At 71.8% G+C, this 23,628-nt stretch carries 19 protein-coding genes; 5 read left to right on the top strand and 14 right to left on the bottom strand.

The window, feature by feature from the left end:
- Position 1: 1 nt before the first annotated feature.
- The 7 genes from ABZX61_RS37730 to ABZX61_RS37700 form a co-directional block, all read right to left on the bottom strand.
- Positions 2 to 2,908, bottom strand: coding sequence for a glycosyl hydrolase (locus tag ABZX61_RS37730; RefSeq protein WP_355201059.1), 2,907 nt, complete (start codon positions 2,906 to 2,908; stop codon positions 2 to 4).
- 107 nt (positions 2,909 to 3,015) lie between these two features.
- Positions 3,016 to 4,830 (bottom strand): right-handed parallel beta-helix repeat-containing protein, encoded by a 1,815-nt coding sequence (locus ABZX61_RS37725; protein WP_355201057.1) that lies wholly within the window; start codon positions 4,828 to 4,830, stop codon positions 3,016 to 3,018.
- Positions 4,827 to 5,594 carry a hypothetical protein gene (locus tag ABZX61_RS37720; protein WP_350733800.1) on the bottom strand — a complete coding sequence of 256 codons (768 nt, stop codon included), beginning with the start codon at positions 5,592 to 5,594 and terminating at the stop codon, positions 4,827 to 4,829. The genes ABZX61_RS37725 and ABZX61_RS37720 overlap by 4 nt, the downstream gene beginning before the upstream one ends.
- An 8-nt stretch (positions 5,595 to 5,602) precedes the next feature.
- Entirely contained in the window at positions 5,603 to 7,537 is a 1,935-nt protein-coding gene (locus ABZX61_RS37715; protein ID WP_355201055.1) for a hypothetical protein, read from the bottom strand.
- A 2-nt stretch (positions 7,538 to 7,539) separates the two neighbouring features.
- On the bottom strand, positions 7,540 to 8,310 hold the full coding sequence (locus ABZX61_RS37710; RefSeq protein WP_355201053.1) for a carbohydrate ABC transporter permease: 771 nt from the start codon (positions 8,308 to 8,310) through the stop codon (positions 7,540 to 7,542).
- 32 nt (positions 8,311 to 8,342) lie between these two features.
- Positions 8,343 to 9,275 (bottom strand): sugar ABC transporter permease, encoded by a 933-nt coding sequence (locus ABZX61_RS37705; protein WP_350733796.1) that lies wholly within the window; start codon positions 9,273 to 9,275, stop codon positions 8,343 to 8,345.
- A complete protein-coding gene (locus tag ABZX61_RS37700) occupies positions 9,272 to 10,543 on the bottom strand; it encodes an extracellular solute-binding protein (protein WP_355201051.1) in 1,272 nt (423 codons plus the stop codon). The genes ABZX61_RS37705 and ABZX61_RS37700 overlap by 4 nt, the downstream gene beginning before the upstream one ends.
- Before the next feature lie 161 nt (positions 10,544 to 10,704).
- Between ABZX61_RS37700 and ABZX61_RS37695 the strand changes: the two genes are divergently transcribed.
- On the top strand, positions 10,705 to 11,793 hold the full coding sequence (locus ABZX61_RS37695; RefSeq protein ID WP_350733793.1) for an FCD domain-containing protein: 1,089 nt from the start codon (positions 10,705 to 10,707) through the stop codon (positions 11,791 to 11,793).
- Between the two features lie 86 nt (positions 11,794 to 11,879).
- Here ABZX61_RS37695 and ABZX61_RS37690 read toward each other — a convergent pair whose 3' ends face one another.
- Positions 11,880 to 14,282: a glycoside hydrolase N-terminal domain-containing protein gene (locus tag ABZX61_RS37690; RefSeq protein WP_355201048.1), complete on the bottom strand. Its 2,403-nt coding sequence runs from the start codon at positions 14,280 to 14,282 to the stop codon at positions 11,880 to 11,882.
- 193 nt (positions 14,283 to 14,475) lie between these two features.
- On the opposite strand from ABZX61_RS37690, the gene ABZX61_RS37685 reads away from it, so the two are divergent.
- Both ABZX61_RS37685 and ABZX61_RS37680 read left to right on the top strand, forming a co-directional pair.
- On the top strand, positions 14,476 to 15,354 hold the full coding sequence (locus ABZX61_RS37685) for an aldo/keto reductase (protein ID WP_350733790.1): 879 nt from the start codon (positions 14,476 to 14,478) through the stop codon (positions 15,352 to 15,354).
- Positions 15,355 to 15,357: 3 nt separating this feature from the next.
- Positions 15,358 to 16,188, top strand: coding sequence for an amidohydrolase family protein (locus ABZX61_RS37680; RefSeq protein ID WP_355201046.1), 831 nt, complete (start codon positions 15,358 to 15,360; stop codon positions 16,186 to 16,188).
- A gap of 25 nt (positions 16,189 to 16,213) precedes the next feature.
- Here the strand turns inward: ABZX61_RS37680 and ABZX61_RS37675 are convergent, their stop codons facing one another.
- From ABZX61_RS37675 to ABZX61_RS37650, 6 genes are read right to left on the bottom strand one after another with little or no spacing between them, the layout of a single operon-like run.
- Positions 16,214 to 17,254 (bottom strand): aldose 1-epimerase family protein, encoded by a 1,041-nt coding sequence (locus ABZX61_RS37675; protein ID WP_355201044.1) that lies wholly within the window; start codon positions 17,252 to 17,254, stop codon positions 16,214 to 16,216.
- The gene (locus ABZX61_RS37670; RefSeq protein WP_350733786.1) at positions 17,251 to 17,949 is read right to left on the bottom strand and encodes an SDR family oxidoreductase; all 699 of its coding nucleotides are present in this window, start codon (positions 17,947 to 17,949) and stop codon (positions 17,251 to 17,253) included. The genes ABZX61_RS37675 and ABZX61_RS37670 overlap by 4 nt, the downstream gene beginning before the upstream one ends.
- Positions 17,946 to 18,962 carry a hypothetical protein gene (locus ABZX61_RS37665; protein ID WP_355201041.1) on the bottom strand — a complete coding sequence of 339 codons (1,017 nt, stop codon included), beginning with the start codon at positions 18,960 to 18,962 and terminating at the stop codon, positions 17,946 to 17,948. Before ABZX61_RS37665 ends, ABZX61_RS37670 begins: the two co-directional genes overlap by 4 nt.
- Positions 18,950 to 20,140 carry a CoA transferase gene (locus tag ABZX61_RS37660; RefSeq protein WP_355201039.1) on the bottom strand — a complete coding sequence of 397 codons (1,191 nt, stop codon included), beginning with the start codon at positions 20,138 to 20,140 and terminating at the stop codon, positions 18,950 to 18,952. Before ABZX61_RS37660 ends, ABZX61_RS37665 begins: the two co-directional genes overlap by 13 nt.
- Positions 20,140 to 20,904, bottom strand: coding sequence for an enoyl-CoA hydratase/isomerase family protein (locus ABZX61_RS37655; protein ID WP_355201037.1), 765 nt, complete (start codon positions 20,902 to 20,904; stop codon positions 20,140 to 20,142). Before ABZX61_RS37655 ends, ABZX61_RS37660 begins: the two co-directional genes overlap by 1 nt.
- A 26-nt stretch (positions 20,905 to 20,930) precedes the next feature.
- Positions 20,931 to 21,641, bottom strand: a complete 711-nt coding sequence (locus tag ABZX61_RS37650) for a FadR/GntR family transcriptional regulator (protein WP_355201035.1) — start codon at positions 21,639 to 21,641, stop codon at positions 20,931 to 20,933.
- A gap of 83 nt (positions 21,642 to 21,724) precedes the next feature.
- Here ABZX61_RS37650 and ABZX61_RS37645 point away from each other — a divergent pair, with 83 nt between their 5' ends.
- Complete coding sequence (locus ABZX61_RS37645; protein WP_355201034.1) at positions 21,725 to 22,372, top strand: aspartate/glutamate racemase family protein; 648 nt, start codon at positions 21,725 to 21,727, stop codon at positions 22,370 to 22,372.
- The gene (locus ABZX61_RS37640) at positions 22,369 to 23,616 is read left to right on the top strand and encodes a RuBisCO large subunit C-terminal-like domain-containing protein (RefSeq protein ID WP_355201033.1); all 1,248 of its coding nucleotides are present in this window, start codon (positions 22,369 to 22,371) and stop codon (positions 23,614 to 23,616) included. The genes ABZX61_RS37645 and ABZX61_RS37640 overlap by 4 nt, the downstream gene beginning before the upstream one ends.
- Positions 23,617 to 23,628 lie beyond the last annotated feature (12 nt).

The raw sequence follows: 23,628 nt of genomic DNA, 5'->3' as shown, positions 1-23,628 counted from the left end.
CTCAACCCAGGTTCAGGCCGGCCTCGACGTACGGGACGAGCCGGACCGGGCCGAGGAGGCCGTAGGGCTGGCGGGTCAGGCCGCCGTAGACCGTCGGGTCTGCCACCCTGAGTCGGTTGCCGAGGGGGGTGGCTACTTCCACCTGCACTGTGCGGACGCCCCGTCCCAGGTCCACGACCGGGTTGAGCTGGTTCACGGGGTCCAGGCGGCGGCCGTCGGCGAGGATGCGGCAGGTGTCGGTCACCGCGCCGAGATCCAGGTACGCCCCGCCCTCCAGCCGCACATCGGTGGTGTAGACGCCGATGCCGGACGTGTCGGTCAGGTCGGGAATGTCTGACCAGGGGGTGAGCTGGTCGAGAGTCAGTCGGTGCGTGGTCGTGCCCTCCGGACGCCAGTCCTCGACCTCCAGCCGCCACGACGGCAGGGGCACCGGCTCGGGCACCGGACCGAGCACGGTGGTGACGGTGCGGCCGTCGGAGAGCGTGGTGGTGTAGATCCCGGCGCGGGAGGCGCGCACGACCAGTGTGCCCAGGTCGTACCTCACCAGGTCGGCGTCCGTGGCCACGGCGTGAGGTCCCTGCACCGGGCCTGTTCCGAAGAGGCCGGGGCGACCGATGGCCAGCACCGTCGACTCGCCCGGGCGCAGCTTCACCCGTAGCCGGATCCCGTCGGTGTCAGCCGTGTAGAGCGCCAGGCGCTCGGCGCGGCCGGTCCACGGGTTCAGGAGGTACGGGACGCCGTCGCGGGCCGTGCGCGCCAGCGTGACGTCGTGGTCGATGGGCGCCACCGGTGGCTTCGGGTTCTCGGTGTGCTTGCCGTTGCAGAGGTAGTAGTAGTCCACGTCGCCGGCCACCCGGCGGGCTGCGAGGAGGGTGGATGCGGTGGCGTAGCGCATGTCGGGACGCACGCCGAGGGTGGCGAGCGCGACCGGGATCTCCGACTGGTCCGCGACAAGCCGGACGGACGGCTCGGCCAGCAGGTCGGTCAGAACCGCTCGAAGCCGCTCGTTCTCCCCCTCCGCGGCCACCCCCGGCACCGAGGCGGACCGCCACGCGCCGAGGAGTACGACGGGCAGCCCGGCCCGCGCGTACGACAGCAGCCGCCGCGCCACCGCGACCGTCATCGTGCACTCGGAGGCGTAGAAGCGGTCGCCCTCCACGAACAGCGCCTTGTAGGCGGGCCCGGAAGGCGCCAGCCGGCGGCCCGAGACGCGGGCGGACGGCAGGTCGAGCAGGGGTGCGCTGATGAACTGGTGGGTCCACCCGGTGGGGACGCCGCTCGCGGTGAACCAGGCGGCGCCGATGCCGGTCTTGGTGTAGCCGGTCTGGCGTAGGACCGCCACGTCCGCACGTGGCGTACCTTCTCGCAGAATCTGGTGGATTCGAGCGAAATATCCGGAAATATCGCCGATATGCCGCCAGGTGGGCTGGCGCGGACCCCACGACTCGGCATAGCCGACCGTCCCCGAATAGGGGGTGAAGGCGGCGAACCCGGGCCAGGCCGCACCCGGCGCCGTGGCGTAGGAGAAACCGTGCAGGACGGTCTGGTTGAGCCCCGCCGCGTACGCGCCCCCCACCGTGCGCAGCAGCTTCGTCCAGGTCGTCGTGTACGCCCCGCCCGCGTACGCCCCCGCCTCGCACGACAGCACCTCGCGCCCCGCCAGGTCCCGGCCCCCGGCCAGGCAGCGGTAGTCGTCGAGGTTCTTGAAGCCGAGCGACTCACCCTCGGCCACGTCGAGAATGGCCGCGGCGGCGATGGCGTCGGTCTGCAGCCCGTACGGCTGCGCCCGCAGCTCCAGGCCGATCGAATGCGCCCAGTCGCGCAGCATCCCGAAGTGGTGCTCGTTGAACAGCTCGGAGACCGTGTCCCAGTAGTCCTTGCGGGCATGCCTGGTCAGCACGGCGTCGTACGCGAAGACCGGATCCTCCTCCGCCAGCACCACCACCGGCAGGTACGGCGCCAGCGAGTACCCCCGCCGCCGCTCGAACTCCGCGAGCAACCCCGGCGTCCACGGCAGCGCGTCGCTCTCGATCTCGATGGAGTCCTCGAACAGCGCACCGCCCGCCCGCTTCAGCAGCCGCCGCACGGCGGGCGTGAGCAGCGTGGACTCCCAGTAGTCGATCACCGCCCGGGTGCCCGCCCGGCTGAAGTGGTCCACCACGTACGCCTCGGGCACGGTGTGCGGGCCGGACTCGGGACGCTGGCCCGAGCCCCGTTCCCAGTACGCGATCAGCATCCACTCGCCCCCGGCGGGCGCCGTCCAGTCGACGCGCCCGTCGTTCACGGGCACCCGAACCACCGAGGCGGGGTCGAGGCCGGTCTCCTTGCGGGTGGAGTTCGCGGGGTCAAGCCGGGCCGCCTGGACCAGCAGCGGCGTACGCGCGGGATGCCCGGCGACGGCGGGCGGCGGCACCTCGCCCGCGTACGTGGCGCCCCCGGCCACGGCGACCGAGCCGTGCGCCAGCTCCTTGACCGCGGCCGGGTGCTCCGGCGTGATCGTGGGGACGGCGGCCGGCCAGGACGGGCCGATGGTGAGGTCGATGGTCAGGCCGCGCCGGGCCGCCTGGTCGAGCGCGGCCTCGACGGCGGCGTTCCAGGCGGGGGTGCCCCAGCCGTGCCGGGCCGGGTCCAGCACGGACTTGTCGCGGATGCTGTGGTGCACCGCCGCGATCTCCGCCCCGCCGAACCCGGCGTCCGCGAGCACGTCCACCTCCCGCCGGATCTCGGCGGGGTCGACGTGGGCGTCGGGCCACCACCAGCGCACCATCGGCCGCACGGCCCGGCGCGGCCGCGCGAACCACCCAGCGCCCGGATGACCTGAGGCGGAGGCGGGGGAGACGGGGAGGGTGACGGCGAGGGTCGCGGTGGTCGCGGTGAAGAGGAAGCCGCGGCGCGAGAGGTCGTCCATGATGCGTGCGCTCCAGGGGGTGCGGCGCCCGCGCGACGGACGCGGGACGCAGGCTGCTCGGAGGCCCGGGGCGAGGGCCCGGCCGGGCCGGACCCTCGCGATGGCGTCTAGCTCGGGATCGGGTACGGGAACGCGCTCGTCACACCGATCTTGTCGTACTCCATCTTCGAGGTGTCGAAGCCGTCCGCCCAGTTGGCGTTCTTGACCTCGTTGCACTTGTAGGCCTGGTACTTGTCGTCGCTGACCTTGCCCACCTCGACGTTCTCGATCGAGAACCCGCAGCCGCCCGCGTCCATGTGGACGCCGCGCGTGCCGGAGTCCGGCATCTGCCCGGCGGGGTCGTTGATGACGTCGCCGATCACCATCTGCGAGACGTAGTTGTCGATCGGGTGCGGTTCGACGTTGTGCACGCCGTAGGTGTAGAAGGCGCCCATGTCGCCGCTGTCGAGGCCGGTCTCCTCCAGGCGGATGTAGGAGAACCGGTTGTTGCGGGCGTAGTTGTCCTCGTTCTTGATCTCGGGACGGACCTCCAGGCTGATGCCGTAGCGGGCGCTGTGCTTGACGACGATGTTGCTGACCACGTTGTTGCCGGTGCTCATCATCTCGATGCCGGCCGCGTCGCCGGGCACCAGCTCGCCGACGTGGTAGATGTAGTTGTTGGCGAACGTGTGGTGCCCGGTGATGTCGCCCTCGCCGGGATAGCCGCCCTCCACCTTGATGCCGTCGCCGCCGATGTTGTCCAGCAGGCTGTCGGTCACCTTGACGCGCTCGTTGGCGAAGAGCAGGAAGACGCCCGTGTAACCGCTGTCGGACAGGTGCAGCCTGGTCAGGTCGATGTCGCGGGAGTTCGTCACGGTGATCATGCCGAACCGGTTGCGCGGCAGCTCGATCTGCCGGTCGTAGATCGGGTACTTGTGCTCGTATCCCGAGTCGCCGGCGGCGTTCCACCCGTAGCGGTACCAGTCGACGAAGTCGGAGTACTGCAGCGCCAGCCCGTCGAAGGCGAGGTTCTGCACCCGCCGCTCGGGCGAGGACCCGGCCAGCGAGATGAGCGTCTTGACGGTGGGCGCCACGACCTTGTCGATCGAGCCCTTCGGCCAGTAGTAGACCTCGCTGTTGGCGAAGTCGAAGTAGTACTCGCCCGGCTGGTCGAGGAAGCGCAGCGTGTTCTGCAGGAAGTAACGGGAGCCGCTGCGGCTGTTGACGAGGCTGAAGCGGGTGTCGTGGTTGAACGTGAAGAAGTTCTTGCGGAAGTCGGCCCCGCCGAGCGGCACGGTGTCGCTGAACCAGCTCCACGACCCGCCCGACCAGACGACCATCTGGGCGTTCTTGTCGAAGTCGGCGTCCCACTCCTTCGGGACGTCCTTGGGGTCGAAGAAGAGCCAGTTGTGCACGGCCTGGTACTCCGCCTCGGGCAGCACCGAGAACAGGTACGGCGACCAGAGGTCGTCGCTGGTCCTGTTGGGGTAGCGGGCGGTGGTGGCGCGCTTGCCGTCCTCGAAGAGGGTGTAGAAGTTCCGGTCGACCTTGGTCTTGTAGATGTTGTCGTCGTACTTCTGCCAGCCGGTCAGCGGCCTGGCCCCGAGCAGCCTGGCCTTGCCGGGGCCGTCGGCGCTGCGGTAGATGATCTTGTGGCCGTTCTCGCCTGAGTCAGCCTCGGTGAAGGTGATCGTCTTGTCGACCACGTAGTCACCGGTCTTGAGGTTGACCACGATGTCGCAGTTCTGGTGGTACTTCTTCTTGGCCCGGAGCTGGTCGCGGGCCTGCTCGATGGACTTCCACGGGCGCTGGGCGCTGCCGTCGCCGCGGTCGCCGCCTGAGGGGGAGACGAAATAGTCACACGTCTTGGCGGCAGCCGCCGGGGTCGGGGTCGTCAGTCCGCCCAGGAGTAAGACGACCGCGCCCAGGGACCTGAGGATCACTGGCTCTCCTTAACTTCCCGCCACCGCTCGTACTCGGCGCGGGTCTCGGGGGTGAGTGGGTAGTAGTCAGAAAGCGCCCCGCCCTCCTCGATGCGGGCGCGGCTGTAGCGCTCCCACTGCTCGTGGTCGGCGGCGGCTTCGAGCACCGACGTGGCGCGCCGGCGCGGCACGACCACGGCGCCGTCGTCGTCGGCCACGCACAGGTCGCCGGGCAGCGCGAGCGCCCCGCCCACGGCCACCGGCACGTCGTACGCCCACGGGAACAGCTCCGCCTGCGAGGCGTAATGGGGGGTCGCGCCCGTCGTCCAGAGCGGCAGCCCGATGCCGCTCACCCGGGGCAGGTCCCGGATCCGGCCGTCCACGACGATGCCCGCGCCGCCCTTGCGCTTGAAGTAGCGCACCAGCATGTCGCCGAAGCAGCCGGTGTACGCGCTGCCGTACGCCTGCACGAGCAGCACGTCGCCGGGCTCGATCGTCTCCAGCACGGCCCACAGCGCGGTGTGCCGCTCGACGTACTCCTGGCCGAGTCCGGAGGCGATGTCCTCGCGCTGTGGCATGAACTGCAGCGTGCGGACCCGGCCGGCGATCTGCTGCCCCTGCGCGATAGGACGCGGTCCCTCGATGAAGGTCCGCCGGATGCCCTGGGCGTGCAGCTTGGCGCAGGCGGTGGCCGAGCTGATCCGCTTCAGCCCCTCCACGAGGACGGGGTCGGGTCCGGCGGGCAGCTGCCCGCGAACAGGCAGATCCCAGATGGCGTCGTCCATGTAGCTCCTCAGTAGTACTGGTGTGACGGCGTGCGGACGCGCGCGGTCGTGTGCAGGTCGAGCCGGATGCGGCGGCCGGGCGGCAGTTCGACGACGAGGCGCGGCCCGTCCACCGTCACCTCCCGCTCCGACTCGGTGATCGGGGGAGTGGTGTAGGAGCGCGGGTCACCGGGGTAGTCCTCATCCCCCCGGGTGATGACCGCGCGGTCGATGCGGTGCTCGCCGAACGCGCCCGCCTGGAGCACGACTCTTCGGGTGTGGGTGAGGCCGAGGTTGACCAGCTCGACGCGGGTGCCGTCGGGGCGTACCGAGTCGACCAGCGCGGCCACGTCCCGGGGCAGCCCCGGGCGGTGACGGTCGGCGTCGAAGTAGGCCAGCCGGGTGGGCAGCAGCCCGCCGTTGTAGAGCACCTGCGGGGTGCCGGTGACGAGCTGCAGCAGCGCCTCGGTGAGCACGGGGTTGAGCCGCTGCCAGTGGTGCACGTGGATGGCGGACAGGTCCTCGTGGTCGGCGTCGATGAGCGCCATCCGGCGCTGCACCTGCCCGAGCGCGGTGGACAGCATGGCCTCGGGGAAGCCGGGGTTGGCGCCGCGCAGGAACTCCAGCCAGGGCGCCTCGTGCCCGGCCTCCTCCTTGTTCCGGAACGGGCGCACCGTGGCCCAGTCGTATCCGGAGGCGGCTCTCAGCCGGTCGAGCCGCTCGGCGTCCTGCCGTCCGAGCGAGGTGTACCAGAGCCAGACGGGCAGGCCGAGCTGCGGCGGCTGGAAGTCGAACCAGCCCCCGTCGTCGTGCCGGTTCGGCACCAGCATGGTGGGCTTGCCGGCCTCGTCGCCCAGCTCGGCCAGCCAGCGGTCGCTGGTGCTCATCTCCGTCTCGGTCACGCCGGCCTGGACGGCCTTTTCGTACACGATCTCCAGGGGGTCGCGGCCGATGGCGAGCGCGGCTTCGTCGCCGGTCAGCAGGTGGGCGTTGACGGCGGCGATCGCGGCGGCGGCGCCGACGCTGTAGAGGCCGTGCGGCCACTGCCAGCCGTAGGTGCCGCCGTACCAGCGGCCGCCGTGCAACTCGCCGACCTCGCCGGACAGGCCCACGTTGTCGGGCAGGATCCCGCCGTTGGCCGCGGCCCGGCGCTCCCAGGCGCCGATGTAGCGCAGGGCCCAGTCGCGGTAGCGGTCGTCGCCGTCGTACAGCCAGGCGTTGACGGCCAGGCTGGTCGCGGCCAGGTTGACGGCCACGTCGCCGCGGCCGAGGCGCTCGTTCATGGCGGCGCCCATGCGGGCGGCGTTGCTCGGGTCGCCCAGGTCCGCCCACTCCGCGATGCCCGGCAGGTCGCGCAGCGGCAGGCCGTACGGCCGCATGCTGATCAGGTCGGTGTGGTAGGAGGCCCACTCCCACTGCAGGCCGTAGCGGGGGCCGCCGGCGCCGTTGTGCGGGGCGCGGATGATGTCGTGCTCGGCGTCGTAGTTGGCCGAGCCGGGCAGATAGAGATCGGCGAAGCGGCGGGCGCGCTCGCGGAATTGCTCGTCGCGCGGGTCGGCGGCGCAGATGCCGTAGAACAGCAGCAGCGACTCGCCCTGGTGAAACCAGTCATAGCCGCGCTCGAACTCGTCCACCAGGTAGCCCAGCTCGGTGAGCTGCGCGGTCACGCCCTCCCAGTGGTGCTTCGAGGCGTCCAGCAGGTCGTCGGCCCCGCCCAGCTGGTAGAGCGTGGGCCAGTTGAAGAACGCCTCGTAGAAGTCGTCGGCGCCGTCCCGGTCGGCGGCCGGTCCGTGGTAGACGAGCCGGCCGTCGGGGCCGCAGTAGCGGGCGGCGAAGGCCCGCCAGGCCTCGTCGAGGGCGTCGAACAGCCTGCGCTCGAGCACCGCCCAGACCGGTGGCACGCCGAGCGGGACGGTCGCCGTGACAGAGGGACCGTTCGCGGGTCCCGGAGATACTGTCCGCATCTTCACCCTTTCGTTGCTCCGGCGGTCAGGCCGCTGATGATGTGCCGTTGCATGAAGACGAAGAAGACCAGCAGCGGGGCGATGGCCAGCAGCAGTGTCGGGAAGACCACCGTGTAGTCGGTGGAGTACTGGCTGACGGCCGCGTAGACGCCGGTGGTCACGGTGTAGAGGCCGCTGCCGGGGCCCAGGATGATCTGCGGGTTCACGAAGTCGTTCCACACCGAGAAGGTGTTGAGGATGACCATCGTGGCGACCGCGGGCCTCATCAGCGGGAAGACGATCTGCCAGAACGTACGCAGCCTGCCGGCCCCGTCCACGGCCGCCGCCTGGTCGAGCACGGCCGGGATGGTGGCGATGTAGCCGGCGTACAGGAAGATCGAGAACGGTAGCGTTAACACGGTCTCGAACAGCACGAACCCCCGGATGGTGCCCATCAGGCCGAGGGTCTTGAGCACGTACACGACGGGGATGACCAGCACCTGGCCCGGGATGAACGTCCCGGCCAGGAAGAACAGCATCAGCACCCGGAAGCGGCGCTTCGGGCTGCGCGCGATCACGTACGCGGCCGGCGCGGCCAGCACCACCGACAGCACGTTGACCGCCACCACGAACAGCAGCGTGACCGCGTAGCCCTTGACCACGTTGAACTGCGGGTTCGTCAGCGCCCTGCCCAGCGGCTCCAGCGTGAGACCCCCCAGGCCGAACGGATTGGCCAGGATGTCCTGCTGGCCCTTGAACGCGTTGACGGTCAGCACGTACAGGGGGATGAGCATGAAGGCGACGGTCGCCCAGAGGAACGTCCTTCTCACTGGTGGACCGCCAGTTCCCCGCGCCTGCGCAGCCTGGTCACCACGAACGCCAGCGCCGCCGTCACCAGCATGAGCAGCACCGACTGCGCGGAGCCGAAGCCGAGGCGGGCGTCGTGGAAGGAGTTCCACAGGATGAGGTAGGCGACGGTCTGCGTCTGCCCGGCCGGGCCGCCCGCCGTCAGCGACACCACCAGGTCGTACGTCTTGAGCAGCGTCACCAGCGACAGCACGATGTTGACCGTCACGGACGGGCCGAGCGCCGGGAGCGTCACGTTCCTGAACACCTGCCAGCGCGTCGCGCCGTCGATGCGCGCCGCCTCGATCAGGGAGTGCGGCACGGCCTGCAGCCCCGCCAGGTAGAGCACCACGTTGACCCCGAACCCGGCCCACACCAGCACCCCGATCATGGTGACCGTGGCCCACGCCGGGTCCGACAGGAACGGCAGCACCTCGCCGCCCCACTTCGTCACCAGGTTGTTGACCGCGCCGTTGGTGCCGAGGATCGCCGACCAGAGGAAGCCGACCACGAGGGCGCTGAGCACGTGCGGATAGAACAGGACGATCCGGAAGAACGTGTTCGCCTTCGAGGCGCCGTTCACCAGAAGGGCGAAGCCGAGGCCGAGCAGGTTGAGCCCGGCCGTGCCCGCGGCGGCGACCAGCAGGGTGACGAGGGCGGCGCGGCGCAGCTCGGGGTCGTCGAGGAGGTCGAGGTAGTTGGCGGCGCCGACGAAGGCGGGGTCGGCGCTGAAGCCGTCCCAGTCGGTGAGGCTCAGGTAGAGCGCCAGGCCGACCGGGACGATCAGCATCACGGTGTAGAGGACGGTGGCGGGGGCGACCATGATCGTGGTGGCCCACCCGTCACCGCGCCTGGTCTTCGGAAGGGCGGGAGCTTCGGGGATGGCTGGGGGTGCTTCCCGGGTGAGCGTCATTTGCGGCCGGCCAGCCAGCGGTCCACGCCCTCGGCCACTTCCTTGGGCGACTTGCCCACGTACAGGCCCTGGACCTCGGTGTTCCACGCGGCGTTGAAGCCCTTGGGGAGGGTCGCGTCGCCGTACCCCTCGCCCTGCGGGACGCCGGAGGGGGCGCTGTCGAGGATCTGCTGCACCTGCTTCTCCAGCGGGGTGAACTCGCGCTCCACGCCGGCGCGGAAGTTGCCGTCCTGCTTGAGCTGGCTCTTGACCGCCGCCTGGTCGGTGACGAGCCACTGCACGAGCTTGAGGGCCGCGTCCTTGTTCGGGGTGGACTTGAGGATCATGTACGGGGCCGCCATCGTGGCGCCCTGCGGACCCGGGTACGCCTGGCCCTTGTCGACCGGGGCGGGGAAGACGCCGACCTCGAAGTCCTTCGTGGACTTGGCCTCGGCGGCGGTGAACCAGCTGCCCATCACGTACATGGCGGCCTTGCCGGACAGGAACGCGGTCTCGGCGTCGGCGTACTTCGTGCCCAGGGCGTTCTTGTCGACGTAGCCCTTGTCGATCCAGGTGCGGTAGCGCTCCAGGTAGGGCAGCAGCGACTCGCCGGCCTTGAGCTTGTCCGCCTTGACGTCCTGCTGCCAGGTGGGGTGGAGCTGGGCGCGCGACGGTCCGGAGAACTGCAGCAGCTGGAGCCCGGTCAGGAACTCGCCGCCGGTCTGCAGCGGCAGCCACCCGGCCGTCTTGAGCTTGCCCATGGCGGCGTCGAACTCGTCGAGCGTGGCCGGCGGCTTGTCGATCCCGGCCTTGTCGAACGCGCTCTTGTTGTAGAAGACCAGCGACTGCGCCTGCACGCCGACGCCGACCGTGTAGATCTTGCCGCCCAGGCTCGCCTCCTTGGCCAGCGGCGTGTCCTTCGCCCACGGCTGGTCGGTCAGGTCGAGCATCTGCTTGGAGAGCGTCTCGTCCACCGTCAGCGTCTCGACCACGTCGGGCGCGTTGCCCGCCGCGAGCTGCTGCGGCAGCGTGTCGGCCACGCCCTTGCCGGTCGGCGCCTCGACCTTGACGTCGACGCCGGGGTTGGCCTGCTCGAACGGCTTGACCAGGCCGTCCCAGTACGCCTGGGTGAGGTTCGGGGTGATGTTGACCAGCATTCGCACGGTGATCTGGCCGCCCTCGCCCTGCTTGGCCTGCGAGTCGCCGGCGAAGCCACCCCCGCCGCAGCCGGTGAGCAGGAGCAGGCAGCTGAGGGCTGTGGGGGTGAGGAATGGATGGGGGGAACGCATCGCACCTCCAAGGGGGCGAGATCTGCGACGCCTTTTAATGGGTCGATACTCGATTAGCGATTATTTAATACGTTGGTCACATGGCCTCGTCAAGGGGCTATGTGGTGCTACAAATAAGTTTCCAGCGGATGACTGAGTCATAAATACGTTAAGGTGGGGCCGTGGCTGGACGCGATGACGACAAGCGGCTGATGCTGGGCGAGGAGGAGCGCACCGCGCTGCGCGAGTGGGCCGAAGGGTCCTCCGGGGGTCTGGGACTGCGCAGCCGGATCGTGCTCGCCTGCGCGGACGGGCTGCCGCGCAAGGAGATCGCCGACCGGCTCGACGTGAGCCCGGCGACGGTGGCCAAATGGCGGGCGCGCTTCGTGGAGCGCGGGCTCGACGGGCTGGCGGACGCGCCCCGGCCCGGCCGCCCGCGCACCGCGGAGCGGCAGGAGGCCGAGCGCGTGATCGCCGCCGCGGCGGTCGGCACGGCCGTGCCCTCGACCCGTACGATGGCGCGCCAGCTTGGGCTGTCGCAGTCGACGGTGGCCCGGATCTGGCAGGAGCAGCAGATCGCGCCGCCCACGGCCCGGCTGCTGCCCAGGGAGCTCCTGTCCGACCGCGTCTACGCGCTGCTGCGCGGGTGGATCGTCTCGGGGGAGCTGGTGGCTGGGCAGCGGCTGGTGGAAGCGGAGATCGCCCGCCGGGTCGGCACCAGCCAGGCCCCGGCGCGTGAGGCGATCAAGCGGTTGGCGCACGAGGGGCTGGTCATCTCCTATCCCAACCGGGGGAGCTACGTCGCGGAGATCTCGGACGAGCAGGCCCGGGAGGTCCGTGACATCAGGGTGCTGCTGGAGGAGTATGCCGCACGGGGCGCCGCCGCCCGCATCCAGGCCGACACCCTGCGGGAGCTCTCGGCCGACGTGCTGGCGATGCGGCAGGCCGCCCAGGACGGGGACATCGGCGCCTTCCGCGACGCCGACCTGGCCTTCCACCGGCGGGTCTGCGCGGCGTGCGGCAACTCGTTCCTGCTGCGGCTGTGGCGGACCATCGAGTCGAACCTGTGGAGCCTGCACGTGGTGGGCAACCCGCTGTACGACGGGGACTGGACGGCCATGGCGGGCCACCACGACGACCTGGTGGCGGCCCTGGCGTCGGGCGACCCGGACGAGGCGGCCCGCCTCTTCGCCGCCCACGCCCGCGGCGAAGCCTCCCGCACCCGCCCCCGCACCCGCACCTCCCCACCCCCGCCCACCGCCACCGTCTGAGCGGCGCCGCGTCCGGACGGGGTGCGGTGGAGCCCGGCGCCCAGGCAGGGTGCTTGCCCGGGCGGGGCGGGGGCGGGCAGCGGAGGTCAGGGGGACGGGGTGAGGTCGTAGGTGGTGCCTCGGCGGGTGTCGAGGACGACGACGTTCGGCTCCGGGCGGGAGACCGTGACCGGGCGCCCGCCCGACGTCACCGTCACAGGCGCGGCAGTCCGGAGGGTGAGTTCGCGGCCCAGGTCCGAGCGGATCCGCCCCCCGGTCAGCGCGCCCGCGCTCCACGACAGGTCCACCTCGAAGCCGCCCCGCGCCCGGAAGCCCCGGATCGACCCGGCCGGCCAGGCGGCGGGCAGGGCGGGCAGCAGGTGCACCTGGTCCCCGTGGCTCTGCAGCAGCATCTCCGTGATCCCCGACGTCCCGCCGAAGTTGCCGTCGATCTGGAACGGCGGATGCAGGTCGAACATGTTCGGCGCCGTACGGGCGGGCAGCAGCAGGTTCGACAGCCGCTTGTACGCCTCGGCAGCGTCCAGCAGCCGCGCCCAGAAGTTGATCTTCCAGGCGAGCGACCACCCGGCCCCCGCCTCGCCGCGCAGCTCCAGGGTGCGCCGGGCGGCGGCGGCCAGATCGGGCGACAGGCGCGGGTCGATCTGGTGGCCGGGGAAGAGGCCCCACAGGTGCGAGATGTGGCGGCTGCGCGAGAGCGCCGCGTCCCCCCGGTAGTCCTCCTGCCACTCCTGGATCTGCCCCAGGTGGCCGATCTGGTTGGGGACGAGCTTCGACCGGGCGTCCGCGGCCTTGGCGCGCATGTCCGCCTCGACTCCCAGGATCTCCGACGCCTCCGAGAAGGCCCCGAACAGGTCCCGCAGGATCTGCATGTCCATGGTGGGCCCCGCGCAGATGCTGACGTTCTCGCCGCCGTCCTCGTGGTGCCCGACCTCCGGGGAGTGCGACGGGTTCGTCACCAGGTAGCCGCTCCGGGGATCGGTCTGCAGCGTGTCCAGGAAGAACTCCACCGACCCCTTGATCAGCGGGAAGTGCTCGCGCAGGCGCCGTTCGTCCCCCGTGTAGAGGTAGTGCTCCCAGAGCATCAGGCACAGCCATGCGCCGCCGCTGGGCCACACGCCGTAGAAGGCGAAGTCCACGGGCGCCGTCCCGCGCCAGCCGTCGGTGTTGTGGTGCGCCACCCAGCCCTTCGCGCCGTACTGTGCCGCGGCGGTCTTCGCCCCCGTCTCCGCCAGATCCTTGATCAGGTCGAACAGCGGGTCCATGCACTCGACCAGGTTCGCGGGCGCGGCGGGCCAGTAGTTCATCTCGCAGTTGATGTTGATCGTGTACTTCGACTCCCACGCGGGCGTGAGCGAGTCGTTCCAGATGCCCTGCAGGTTGGCGGCGTAGCCGGGCGAGCGGGAGGAGGAGATCAGCAGGTAGCGCCCGAACTGGTAGTACAGGGCGGCCAGCCCCGGGTCGGTGTCGAGCTGCTTGCGCGCGATCCGCTGGTCGGTGGGGAGCGCGGCGGCCTCCGAGGAGCCCAGGTCGATCTCGAGCCGCCCGAAGAGCCGCTGGTAGTCCCGTACGTGCTTGCGCTTCAGCACCTCGTACGGCTGCCCGCACGCACGCGTGAGATGCCGGCCCGCCACCTCGGCCGGGTCGCCGCCGACGTCCTTGTAGCTGCGGTAGCTGGAGCCCATCGAGATCAGCAGTGTGACCTCGTCCGCCCCCTCGACGATCAGCGTGCCGCCGTCGGTGCGGACCGCGCCGCCGCGGGCCTCCGCCCTGGCCAGGGCCCGGAAGCAGACCTCGCCCTTCAGGCCCTGCGTGTCGGTGCTGACCCCGTCAAGGGCGATGGAGTCGCGGCCGGCGGAGGAGGTGGAGGACGCCTGCGGGCTGGTGAAGGCCGCCTGGAACGTCACCGAGCCCGGCTTGTCGGCCGTGTGGCGGACGACGACGACCTGGTCCGGGTTGCTGGCGAACACCTCGCGCGTGTGGCGCACGCCGTCCCGCACGTACGTGACCGTCGTGACGGCCCGGGACAGGTCCAGCTCGCGGCGGTACTCCGTGAACTCAGCCGCGCCCGGGAAGGTCAGCGTGAGGTCACCCAGCACCTGGTACGGCGCCTGCTCGCTGGGCTTGCCGAGGAACTTCTTGTCCGCCAGGTTCTGGGCGGCCTGCCACTTGTCCTCCCAGACCAGCCGCCTGATCTCGGGGAGCGCGGCCAGCGCCTCGGGATTGTCGTAGTCGTGCGGCCCGCCGGCCCAGATGCTGTCCTCGTTGAGCTGCAGGCGCTCGGTGGCCACGCCGCCGAAGACCATGGCCCCGAGCCTCCCGCACCCGACCGGCAGCGCCTCCAGCCAGGCCGCCGCCGGGCGGTCGTACCAGAGCTTCAGCGGGCCGGCGGCCGTGGAGGCGTGCGCGGGGGTGGTCACGAGCAGGGACCCGGCCGCGGCGCCTAAGCCGGTCTTGAGTACGCCTCGTCGTGTGTAGCCGTCGTTGGACACCGTCACTCCTGTTCCAGAACACGGTGGAGGGGGGAGCGCATGGATGCGTACGACCTGTCCGGCTCAGCAGCCGCTCACAGGGACGCCACAAGCGCGGTGAACGTAGGATGTATCTTTACGCGAAGAAGTCATCTGATGTCCATACCTCCCGTAGATCTAGCCGAAAGATAGGAGCTCTGCTAGGTTGCCGATCATGGAGAAACTCGGACGCAGCGGCGTTGGCGTTTCCCGGATCGGCCTCGGCACCGCGCCCCTGGCAGGGCTCTACACCGCGGTCGGCGACGAGCAGGCCGCCGCCACGCTCGACGCCGCCTGGTCCGCGGGCGTCCGCTACTTCGACACCGCCCCCCGCTACGGCTCCGGCCTGGCCGAGAGGAGGCTGGGAAGCTTCCTCGCGGGTGTCGACCGGTCCGAGGCGACGGTGTCCAGCAAGGTCGGCGCGCTGCTCGGCCCCGCCAGGCGTGACTACACCGTGGAGGGCGTCTACGCCTCGCTCGCCGCCAGCCTCGAACGCTCCGGGCTCGACGCGTTCGACATCCTGCTCATCCACGACCCCGACGACCACTGGGAGGAGGCCGTGCGGCACGCCTACCCGGCGCTCGCGCGGCTGCGCGAGCAGGGCGGGGTGCGGGCGATCGGTGTCGGCATGACGCAGGCCGAGATGCTGGTCAAGTTCGTGCGGGAGACCGACGTCGACTGCGTGATGGTGGCCGGCCGCTACAGCCTGCTCGACCGCACGGCGGCCGACGAGCTGCTCCCGCTGTGCGCCGAGCGCGGCACCGGCGTGCTGGTGGCGGGGGTGTTCAACGGCGGCATCCTGGCCGACCCGGGGCCCGGCGCGTACTACGACTACGCCCCGGCGCCCGAGCCCGTGCTGAAGCGGGCGCGCCGCCTGGCCGAGCGCTGCGCCGCGTACGACGTGCCGCTCGCGGCGGCCGCGCTCCAGTTCCCGTTGCGCCACCCGGCCGTGACCGGCATCGTGGTCGGCGCCCGCAGCCCCGAGGAGGTGGCCGAGGACCTCGCCCTGGCCGCCACCCCGATTCCCGAAGCCCTCTGGACCGAGTTGGACTGAGCCATGACCCGCATCGACGCCCACCACCATGTCTGGGACCTCGCCGCCCGCCCGCACGGCTGGCTCGACCCCGAGCCGCTGGCACCTATCCGGCGCACGTTCACCCTCGACGACCTCGCCGGGCCCGCGGCCGCGGCCGGAGTGACCGCGACCGTGCTGGTGCAGGTGCTGCCCGAGCTGGCCGAGACGCGCGAGTTCCTGGCGCTGGCCGCGGAGTCCGACCTGGTCGCGGGCGTCGTCGGCTGGATCGACCTGACCGCGCCCGACGCCGCCGACACCCTGGCGGGCCTGCCGGCCGGGCTGGTGGGCGTCCGCCACGGCGTCCAGTCCGAGCCGGACCCCGACTGGCTCACCCGGCCCGACGTGCGCCGCGGGCTCGCCGCGGTGGCCGCCGCCGGGCTGGCGTACGACCTGCTCACGCTGCCGCACCAGCTCCCCGCCGCCGTCGAGACCGTGACGGCCATGCCCGAGCTCACGTTCGTGCTCGACCACCTGTCCAAGCCGCCGATCGCCACCGGCGAGCTGGAGCCGTGGCGCGGCCGGATCCTGGAGCTGGCCGCCCGCCCGAACGTCTACTGCAAGCTGTCCGGCATGGTCACCGAGGCCGACTGGGCGTCCTGGCAGGTGGCCGACCTGCGGCCGTACGCCGAGACCGTCCTGGAGGCGTTCGGGCCCGAGCGGGTGATGTTCGGCTCCGACTGGCCGGTCTGCCTGCTCGCGGCCGGGTACGACCAGGTCGCACAGGCCGCGGACGACCTGTGCGCCGGGTTGTCGGAAGGCGAGCGGGCCGAGGTCTTCGCCGGTACGGCCCGCCGCGCGTACCGTCTCCATTAGGCCGTCTCCATCAGTGCTGGCTGCACTAGGAGACGCGGAAGGTCGTCTGATACGTCCGCGACTCCTGCGGGCCCAGCCAGATCATGCTGCCGTCCTCCCGCGCCGCCGCGTCGCCCGACACGTGGTGGGTGGACGGCTCCAGGCCGACCGCGTAGTTGCCCGAGCGCAGGTTCAGCCACTCGAAGAAGTACGGGAACTCCTCCGCCCGCCACTCCACGGTGACCTTCATCCCGAGCCGGTCGTTGGCCACCGCCACCCGGTGCAGCCCGTCCGCGCCGGGGTTGAGCGCGTGCTCGTACACCTGCTCCACGAACCCCGGCGCCGGCCCGGGGAAGGTCACGTGGTCGGCCTTCTGCTCGGCCACGCTGTCGCTCTGCCAGAGCGTCTCGCGGATGTCGGCCTCCAGCCGGGCACCCTCGTCGAGCAGCGGCCAGCCCAGGTTGATGTGGTAGAGGAACATGTGCGGCGCCGGCTCGAACCCGGCGTTGGTGACGGTGTCGACCAGCCGGATCTCGTCGCCGCCCAGGTCGGCCTCGATGCGGCGGACCAGGCGCAGGTTCTCGGCGAACACCGCGGCCTGGCGCACCTCGCCCTCGGCCCACAGCACGCAGCGGTCGCCGTCCCAGCGCTCGCCGTACCCGGTGAGCCGGGCCGGGAGGTTGCCCGCGCGGCCGTGCAGCCCGTGCCGCACCGACTGCCGGGGCGGGTAGCGGTAGGTGCCGGCGGGCACCTCACCCCCGAACAGCGTGTGGTCGAGCCCGGCCGTGACGATGAGCCCGGAGAACGAGCGCAGCCAGGACAGCCCGTCCTCGTCGGCGTTCTCGTGCAGCCCGGGGTGGCGGAAGCCGGTGGGGGAGCGCCAGCCGAACGAGCGCCCGGCGTGCTCGGCGTGCCCGATGTCCATGCACCTGTCCACCAGCACGTCGAACGCCAGCCCCGAGCCGGTGCGGAACTCCAGCGTCCTGATGCCCCGCTCGACCCCGTCCCCGAGCGTCACCAGCCGGACCCCGCCGGCCGCGCTCAGGTCCCCGGTCAGCTCGGCCAGCCGCCTGCGGTCCGGCGTCATGCCATCACCCACCCTCCGTTGACTTCGATGGTCTGGCCCGTGACGAACGACGCGTCCGGGCCCGCGAGGAACGACACCACGGCCGCCAGCTCGTCGGGCGTGCCGCGCCGCTGGAGAGACTGCCGCTCCAGGACGAACCGGTTGTACGCCTCGGGGTCCTCGTGGATCTCCTCGGCCGCCGTCGGGAACGCGCCCGGCGAGACGCAGTTGACCCGGATCTCCCGCGGCCCCAGCTCGCGGGCCAGCGCCCTGGTCAGCGCCGCCGCCGCGCCCTTGGTGGCCACGTACGCGGCCAGGTCGGACCAGCCGCCGTGCATGGTGATCGAGGCGATGTTGACGATCGCGCCGCCCGAGGTCATCTGCCCGGCCGCGTGCTGGGCGGCCAGCCAGTAGGCCCGCTGGTTGACCGCGTGCACGTCCTCGTACTCGGCCAGCGGCACCTCCAGGAACGGCCTGGCGGGATAGATCGCCGCGTTGTTGACGAGGATGCCGACCGGGCCGAGCCGCGCGGCCGTCTCGGCGAACGCGGACTCGATCGCGGCCGGGTCGCGCAGGTCCACCTTCAGGTTGAGCGCGCCGTCGAGGGAGCCGGCGTCGAGGTCGAGCGCCGCCACCTGGTGGCCGTCGGCGGCAAGCCGGCGGACGATCGCCCTGCCGAGCGCTCCGGCGGCGCCTGTCACGAGCGCCGTGGTCATGTCTGCCTCCATTCCTTGTGCAGGTCCCTGAGCAGGTCGCGGGGCCGGACGCGGGCGAGCAGCCCGTCGCGGACCAGCGCGGACGACCGCTCCTGCAGGGCGATGTAGCCGGGGAAGCGCGGCCTGATCCAGGCGGCCTCCAGGGTGGCGAGCGTGGGGTCGCCCCGCCAGGCGGAACGGGCCGCGGGCTGCCCGCCGGTGGCCGGGAACAGCTTCGTCTGCACGGGCTCCGACACCAGGCGGCGCAGGTGGGCGCGGACGGCCTCGCGGATCGAGCCGATGCGCCGCCTGGAGACCACGAGCCCGGTGCCGCCGAGCACGCTCCCGGGCGGCTCGCCCGGCCAGGCGGGGGCGTCCGAGAAGGTCAGCGGGTAGGTCACGTAGCCGTACAGAAGGGGGCAGAAGTCCACCCCGCCGGCCGTCATGGTGTCGAGCACGCCGATCGGGTTGAGCAGCGACACGTCGCGGTCGGCCCGCGCGAGCAGCTCCGACATGAGCTCCAGCGCCCGCTCCCCGGCCGCCTCGTCGAGGAAGTCACCCGAGCACAGCGCGCAGAACATGAGGAACGCGTGCGGCCCGCCCAGGCACAGCGCCATCCGCGCGTCCCGCGCGAACTCCGCCATCTCCGGCCACGTCCTCGGCACCTCGATGCCGGGCCCGGCCGCGCTCACCTGGGTGGCGGCGTCGAGCGGCAGCGCCCACTGGCGGCCCTCCAGGTGGTAGCTCTCGTAGCTCCTGCCGACGAACCGCGTCTCCACCGGCTCGTCGAACAGCTCGTCCATCGGCACCAGCGCGTCCATGGCCGCGCCCAGCCCGGGATGGTCGATCACGAGCACGTCGTACGTCTCGCACAGCTTCGCGATCGGCTCCGACTCGAACCCCTCCAGGGGCTGCCGGTCCCACTCGATCGGCTCCGGCACGTCCCCGTAGGGGTTGTCCCCGGCCAGGTCGAGCCGGGTCAGCTCGTCCAGCGGCGCGTACCCCCGGGGATGGTCCCAGGTCAGTCCTCGCATGCCAGCACGCCCTCCGCCACCAGCTCGGCGGTGCGCTCCGGCGGGTAGCCGAGCTCCTCCAGCAGCTCCCTCGTGTGCTCGCCGACCAGCGGCGCGCCGCGGCGCACCCGCGGCGGGGTGGCGCTGAAGCCGTAGGGGAAGCCGGGCGTGGTGACCGTGCCCTCGGTGCGGTGCTCGTACGTGACGAACGAGCCGTTGTGCTTGACCTGCGGGTCCGCCACCAGCTCCGCGTAGCCGTACACCGGGCCCGCCCACAGGTCGTGGCGGGCGCAGATCTCCAGCCACTCGGCCGTCGTCCGCTCCGGCAGCCGCCCGGCGACCATCGCGGTGATCTCGTCGCGCCGGGTGTGGCCGTCGGCGTCGCCGTCCATGGCGGCCAGCTCCGGCAGGTCGAGCGCGACCGCGAGCGCGTCCAGCCTGGGCATCCCGAGCGCGAGGTAGCCGTCCTTGGTGGCGAACACCCCGTACGGCGCGCGGATGTAGGTGTGGCCGTGCGGCTCGTGCCCGCGCCGCTGCGGCACGCCGCCGACCGTGAAGATCGACAGCTCCTGCATCTGCACGGCGACGGCCGCGTCCAGCATGTTGACGCTCACCCGCTGGCCCTCGCCGGTCCGCTCGCGGTGCAGCAGCGCGGCCAGCGCGCCCTCGAAGGCGCTGTAGGCGGTGATGGCGTCGATGGCGTACGTGCCGGCGGGCGCGGGCGGGTCGCCGTCGCGGCCGGTGCTCAGCATGGCGCCGCTCATGGCCTGCAGGAGCAGGTCCTGGCCGGGTCTCGACACGTACGGGCCCGTCTCGCCGTACCCGGACATGGAGACGTACACGATGCCCGGGTTGATGGCGCGGATCGTGTCGTAGTCCATGCCGAGCCGCTCGGCCACGCCGGCGCGGTAGTTCTGCAGGAACACGTCCGCCGTCGCGGCGAGCTTGTGCACGATGGCGCGGCCCTCCTCGGACTTGAGGTTGACGGCGAGGCTGCGCTTGTTGCGGTTGAGGGACAGGAACGAGGCGTTCACCTGGTTCCCCGTCGCCCCGCCCGCCGGGGCGTGCCGCTGCCACTCGCCGGTCACCGGCTCCACCTTGACCACGTCCGCGCCCAGGTCGCCCAGCCGCATGGCGGCCAGCGGGCCCGCCATGGCGATGGACAGGTCGACCACGCGGTAGCCGTCCAGGACGCCCATCAGCGCCCCTCGAAGACGGGCTCGCGGCGCTCGGCGAAGGCGGCCCGGCCCTCGGCCGCGTCCTCCGTGGCGAAGCAGACGGTCTGCAGGTCGCGCTCGTACTGGATGGCCTGGTCGAGCGGCATCGAGTAGGCCGCCTTGAGGTTGGCCTTGGCGGTCTGCGCGGCGATCGGCGGTCGCCTGGCGATCGTCGCGGCCAGTTCGAGAGCCGCCGGCACCAGCTTCTCCTGCGGGAACACGTCGGTGACCAGCCCCCAGCTCTGAGCACGGGCGGCGTCTATGGGGTCGCCGGTGAGCAGCATCGTGGCGGCGTTGCCGGGCCCGACGGAGTGGGCCAGCAGCGCCGACTGGCCGCTGCCGCCGATCCAGCCGAGCTTGATCTCCGGCGCGGCGAACGTCGCCGTCTCGGCCGCCAGGCGGATGTCGCAGGCCATGGCCAGCTCCAGGCCGCCACCGTAGGCGTAGCCGTTGACGGCCGCGATGATCGGCTTGCGCAGCGCGCGGACCGCGTCGCCGTAGTCGCCGCGGTTGCGGAACTCCCACGGCGTGGCGTACTCGTCCAGCTCGCGGATGTCGCTGCCGACGCAGAACGAGCGCTCGCCCGCGCCCGTGAGCACCGCGACCCGGAGGGCGGGGTCGGCGTCCACCCGGCCCAGGCAGGCACGCAGCGCGGCGGCCATGTCAGGGGTGATCGCGTTGAGCTTGGCGGGTCTGTTGAGGGTGACGACGGCCACGGGGCCGTCCACGTCGATGAGGACGTCCAAAGTCAGCTCTTTCTTGCTGGAGATAGCTAGCAGCAGAGGCGTACGTGCTGCTCGGCGTCGGCGCGGGCGACCTCGACCACCTCGCGCATGGCCTCCTCGGCCTTGCGGTGGTGCCGTCGCCTGATCGCCAGCGCCACGCGCTCGTGGCCGGGCAGCGTTTCCTTGTTGTGCGCGACCGAACGGGTGTGCACCTGCCGTACGGAGCGCAGGGCGATGCTGATCATGTCGTAGATGTAGAGCAGCAGGTCGTTGTCCGCCGCGGCGAACACCGCCTTGTGGAAGGCCAGGTCGGCCTCGATGAAGGGTTCGGGGTCGTCGGCTGTGGCGTACAGCGCGGCCAGGGCCTCGTCGATGCGCCGCACCGCGGCCGCGTCCGCCCGCTCGGCCGCCACCCTGGCGGCGCCAGGCTCCAGCGCGACCCGCAGGTCGGCCAGCATCTGGATGTCCCGGGGGCGCGGCTCGGGCTCGAACCGCCAGCTCAGGACATCGGGGTCGAGCAGGTTCCAGGACTCGCGCGGGCGCACCCTGGTGCCCGCGCTCCGCCTGGTCTCCAGCAGGCCCTTGCCGGCCAGGACCTTCACGCCCTCCCGGACCGCGGAGCGGCCGATGCCCAGCTCGCCCACCAGGTCCTCCTCGATCGGGATGGACGTGCCGGGAGCGAGCTCGCCCGTGACGATGCGGGGGCCGAGGGCCTGGACCACCTGGGCGTGCCTGTCCCGCTTGGGATCGATTGCCACGCTCCGGACGCTACCGCTCCCGCCTGATTTTTCATAGCATTTCATCCGATGAAGATGACATTTCATCGGATGAAGTGAGGCTCATGACGAAGAGGCTGGGACTGATCCACACCTCCGCGACCCTGGTCGACGTGTTCGCCAAGCTGTGCGCCGAGCACCTGCCGGGAGTCGAGACCTTCAACATCGTCGACGACAGCCTGATCAAGAACACCATCGCCGCCGGTCGGCTCACCCCGCGGACCGCCCGCCGTGTGGCCGGCCACATCGGCTCCGCGGAGTCGGCCGGGGCCGACCACATCCTGGTGACGTGCTCGTCGATCGGCGCCGCCGTGGAGGCCGCCGAGCCGCTGACGGGCGTGCCGGTGACCCGGGTGGACCGGCCGATGGCCGACCGCGCCGTCGCCCTCGGCCGCCGGATCGGCGTGCTCGCCACCCTGTCCACCACCCTCGAACCCACCGCCGACCTGGTACGCCGTCGCGCGGCCGCCTCGGACAAGGAGGTCTCGCTGACGGCCAGGGTGTGCGAGGGGGCGTTCGAGGCCCTGATGGGCGGGGACGCCGCCACGCACGACGCGCGGGTGGCCGGGGCGCTGGCCGCGCTGGCCGCGGAGGTGGACGTGATCGTCCTGGCCCAGGCGTCGATGGCCCGCGTGGCCGGTACGGTCGAGGCCCCGGTCCCGATCCTCGCCAGCCCGCCGCTCGCCATGGAGCACCTGGCGGCCGTGCTGTGAGCGGCGAGCTCACGGTCGCGACGTACCGGGTGCTCACCCGCCTCCCGCTGGAGCAGGCCGTGAGCGCGATCGCGGGGGAGCAGAGCACCGGCACCTTCGTCAGCGTGCGCGGCGAGACCGACGAGTTACGCGCCCGCCACAGCGCCGTGGTGCTGTCCATCACGGAGACCCCGCCCCTCTCCGAGCCCCTGCCGGGCGCGATCGGGGACGGGCCCCTGACGGCGGCCCTGGTCAGGATCGGCTTCCCGCTGGCGAACACCGGTCCCTCGCTCACGAACCTGCTCCCGGTGGTCGCGGGCAACCTCTACGAGCTGCGCGAGCTGGCCGGGCTCAAGCTGGTGGACCTGGAGCTGCCCGACGCCTTCGGGTCGGCGTACCTGCCGGCGGGGTTCGCCGTCGAGGGCACCCGGCGGCTGGTCGCCCGTCCCGAAGGCGTGCTGATCGGCACCATCGTCAAGCCGAACGTCGGGCTGCGCCCCGCCGACTATGTGGACCTGGTGCGCGAGCTCGGCCTGGCCGGCGCCGACTTCATCAAGGACGACGAGGTGAACGCCGACTGCCCGCCGGCCCCGCTCCCCGAGCGGATCCGCGCGGTGACGGCCGCCCTCGACGAGGTGGAGCGGCGGACCGGGCGGCGGCCGATGTACGCGTTCAACATCAGCGACGAGCCCGACCGGATGCTGCGCAACCACGATCTGGTGGTGGCCGCCGGCGGCACCTGCGTGATGGTCAACCTCAACGTCGTCGGCTTCCCGGCCGTCGCCATGCTGCGCCGGCACGCCAGGGTGCCGATCCACGGTCACGTCACCGGCATCGGGGCGCTGGCCCGCCACCCGGGGCTCGGGATGGGGCACGTGGCGTACCAGAAGCTGGCCCGGCTGGCCGGGGTCGACCAGCTGCACTGCGGCGGGTTCCACAGCAAGTTCTACGTCACGGACGACGAGGTCGCCGCCACGGTGGCGGCGGTCCGGGAGCCGCTGCTCGGCGGCTTCCCCTGCCTGCCGGTGCTGTCGTCCGCCCAGTGGGCGGGCACCGCGCCCGTCGCCCTGGCCCGTACGGGGACCACCGACCTGCTGGTGCTGGCCGGGGGCGGCGTGCTCGGCCACCCGGACGGTCCGGCCGCGGGGATCACCAGCATGCGCCAGGCCTGGGCGGCCTCCGTGGCGGGCGTTCCGCTGGACGAGGTGGACGAGCCGGAGCTGCGCGCGGCGCTGAAGCACTTCGGCGGGGTGATCCGGAAGTGAGGCTGAAAGGGG

The organism is Nonomuraea sp. NPDC003709, from assembly GCF_040610775.1.
In the GTDB taxonomy this organism is placed as follows: Bacteria; Actinomycetota; Actinomycetes; order Streptosporangiales; family Streptosporangiaceae; genus Nonomuraea; species Nonomuraea angiospora_A.
This window is presented reverse-complemented; position numbering and strand designations above follow the sequence as displayed.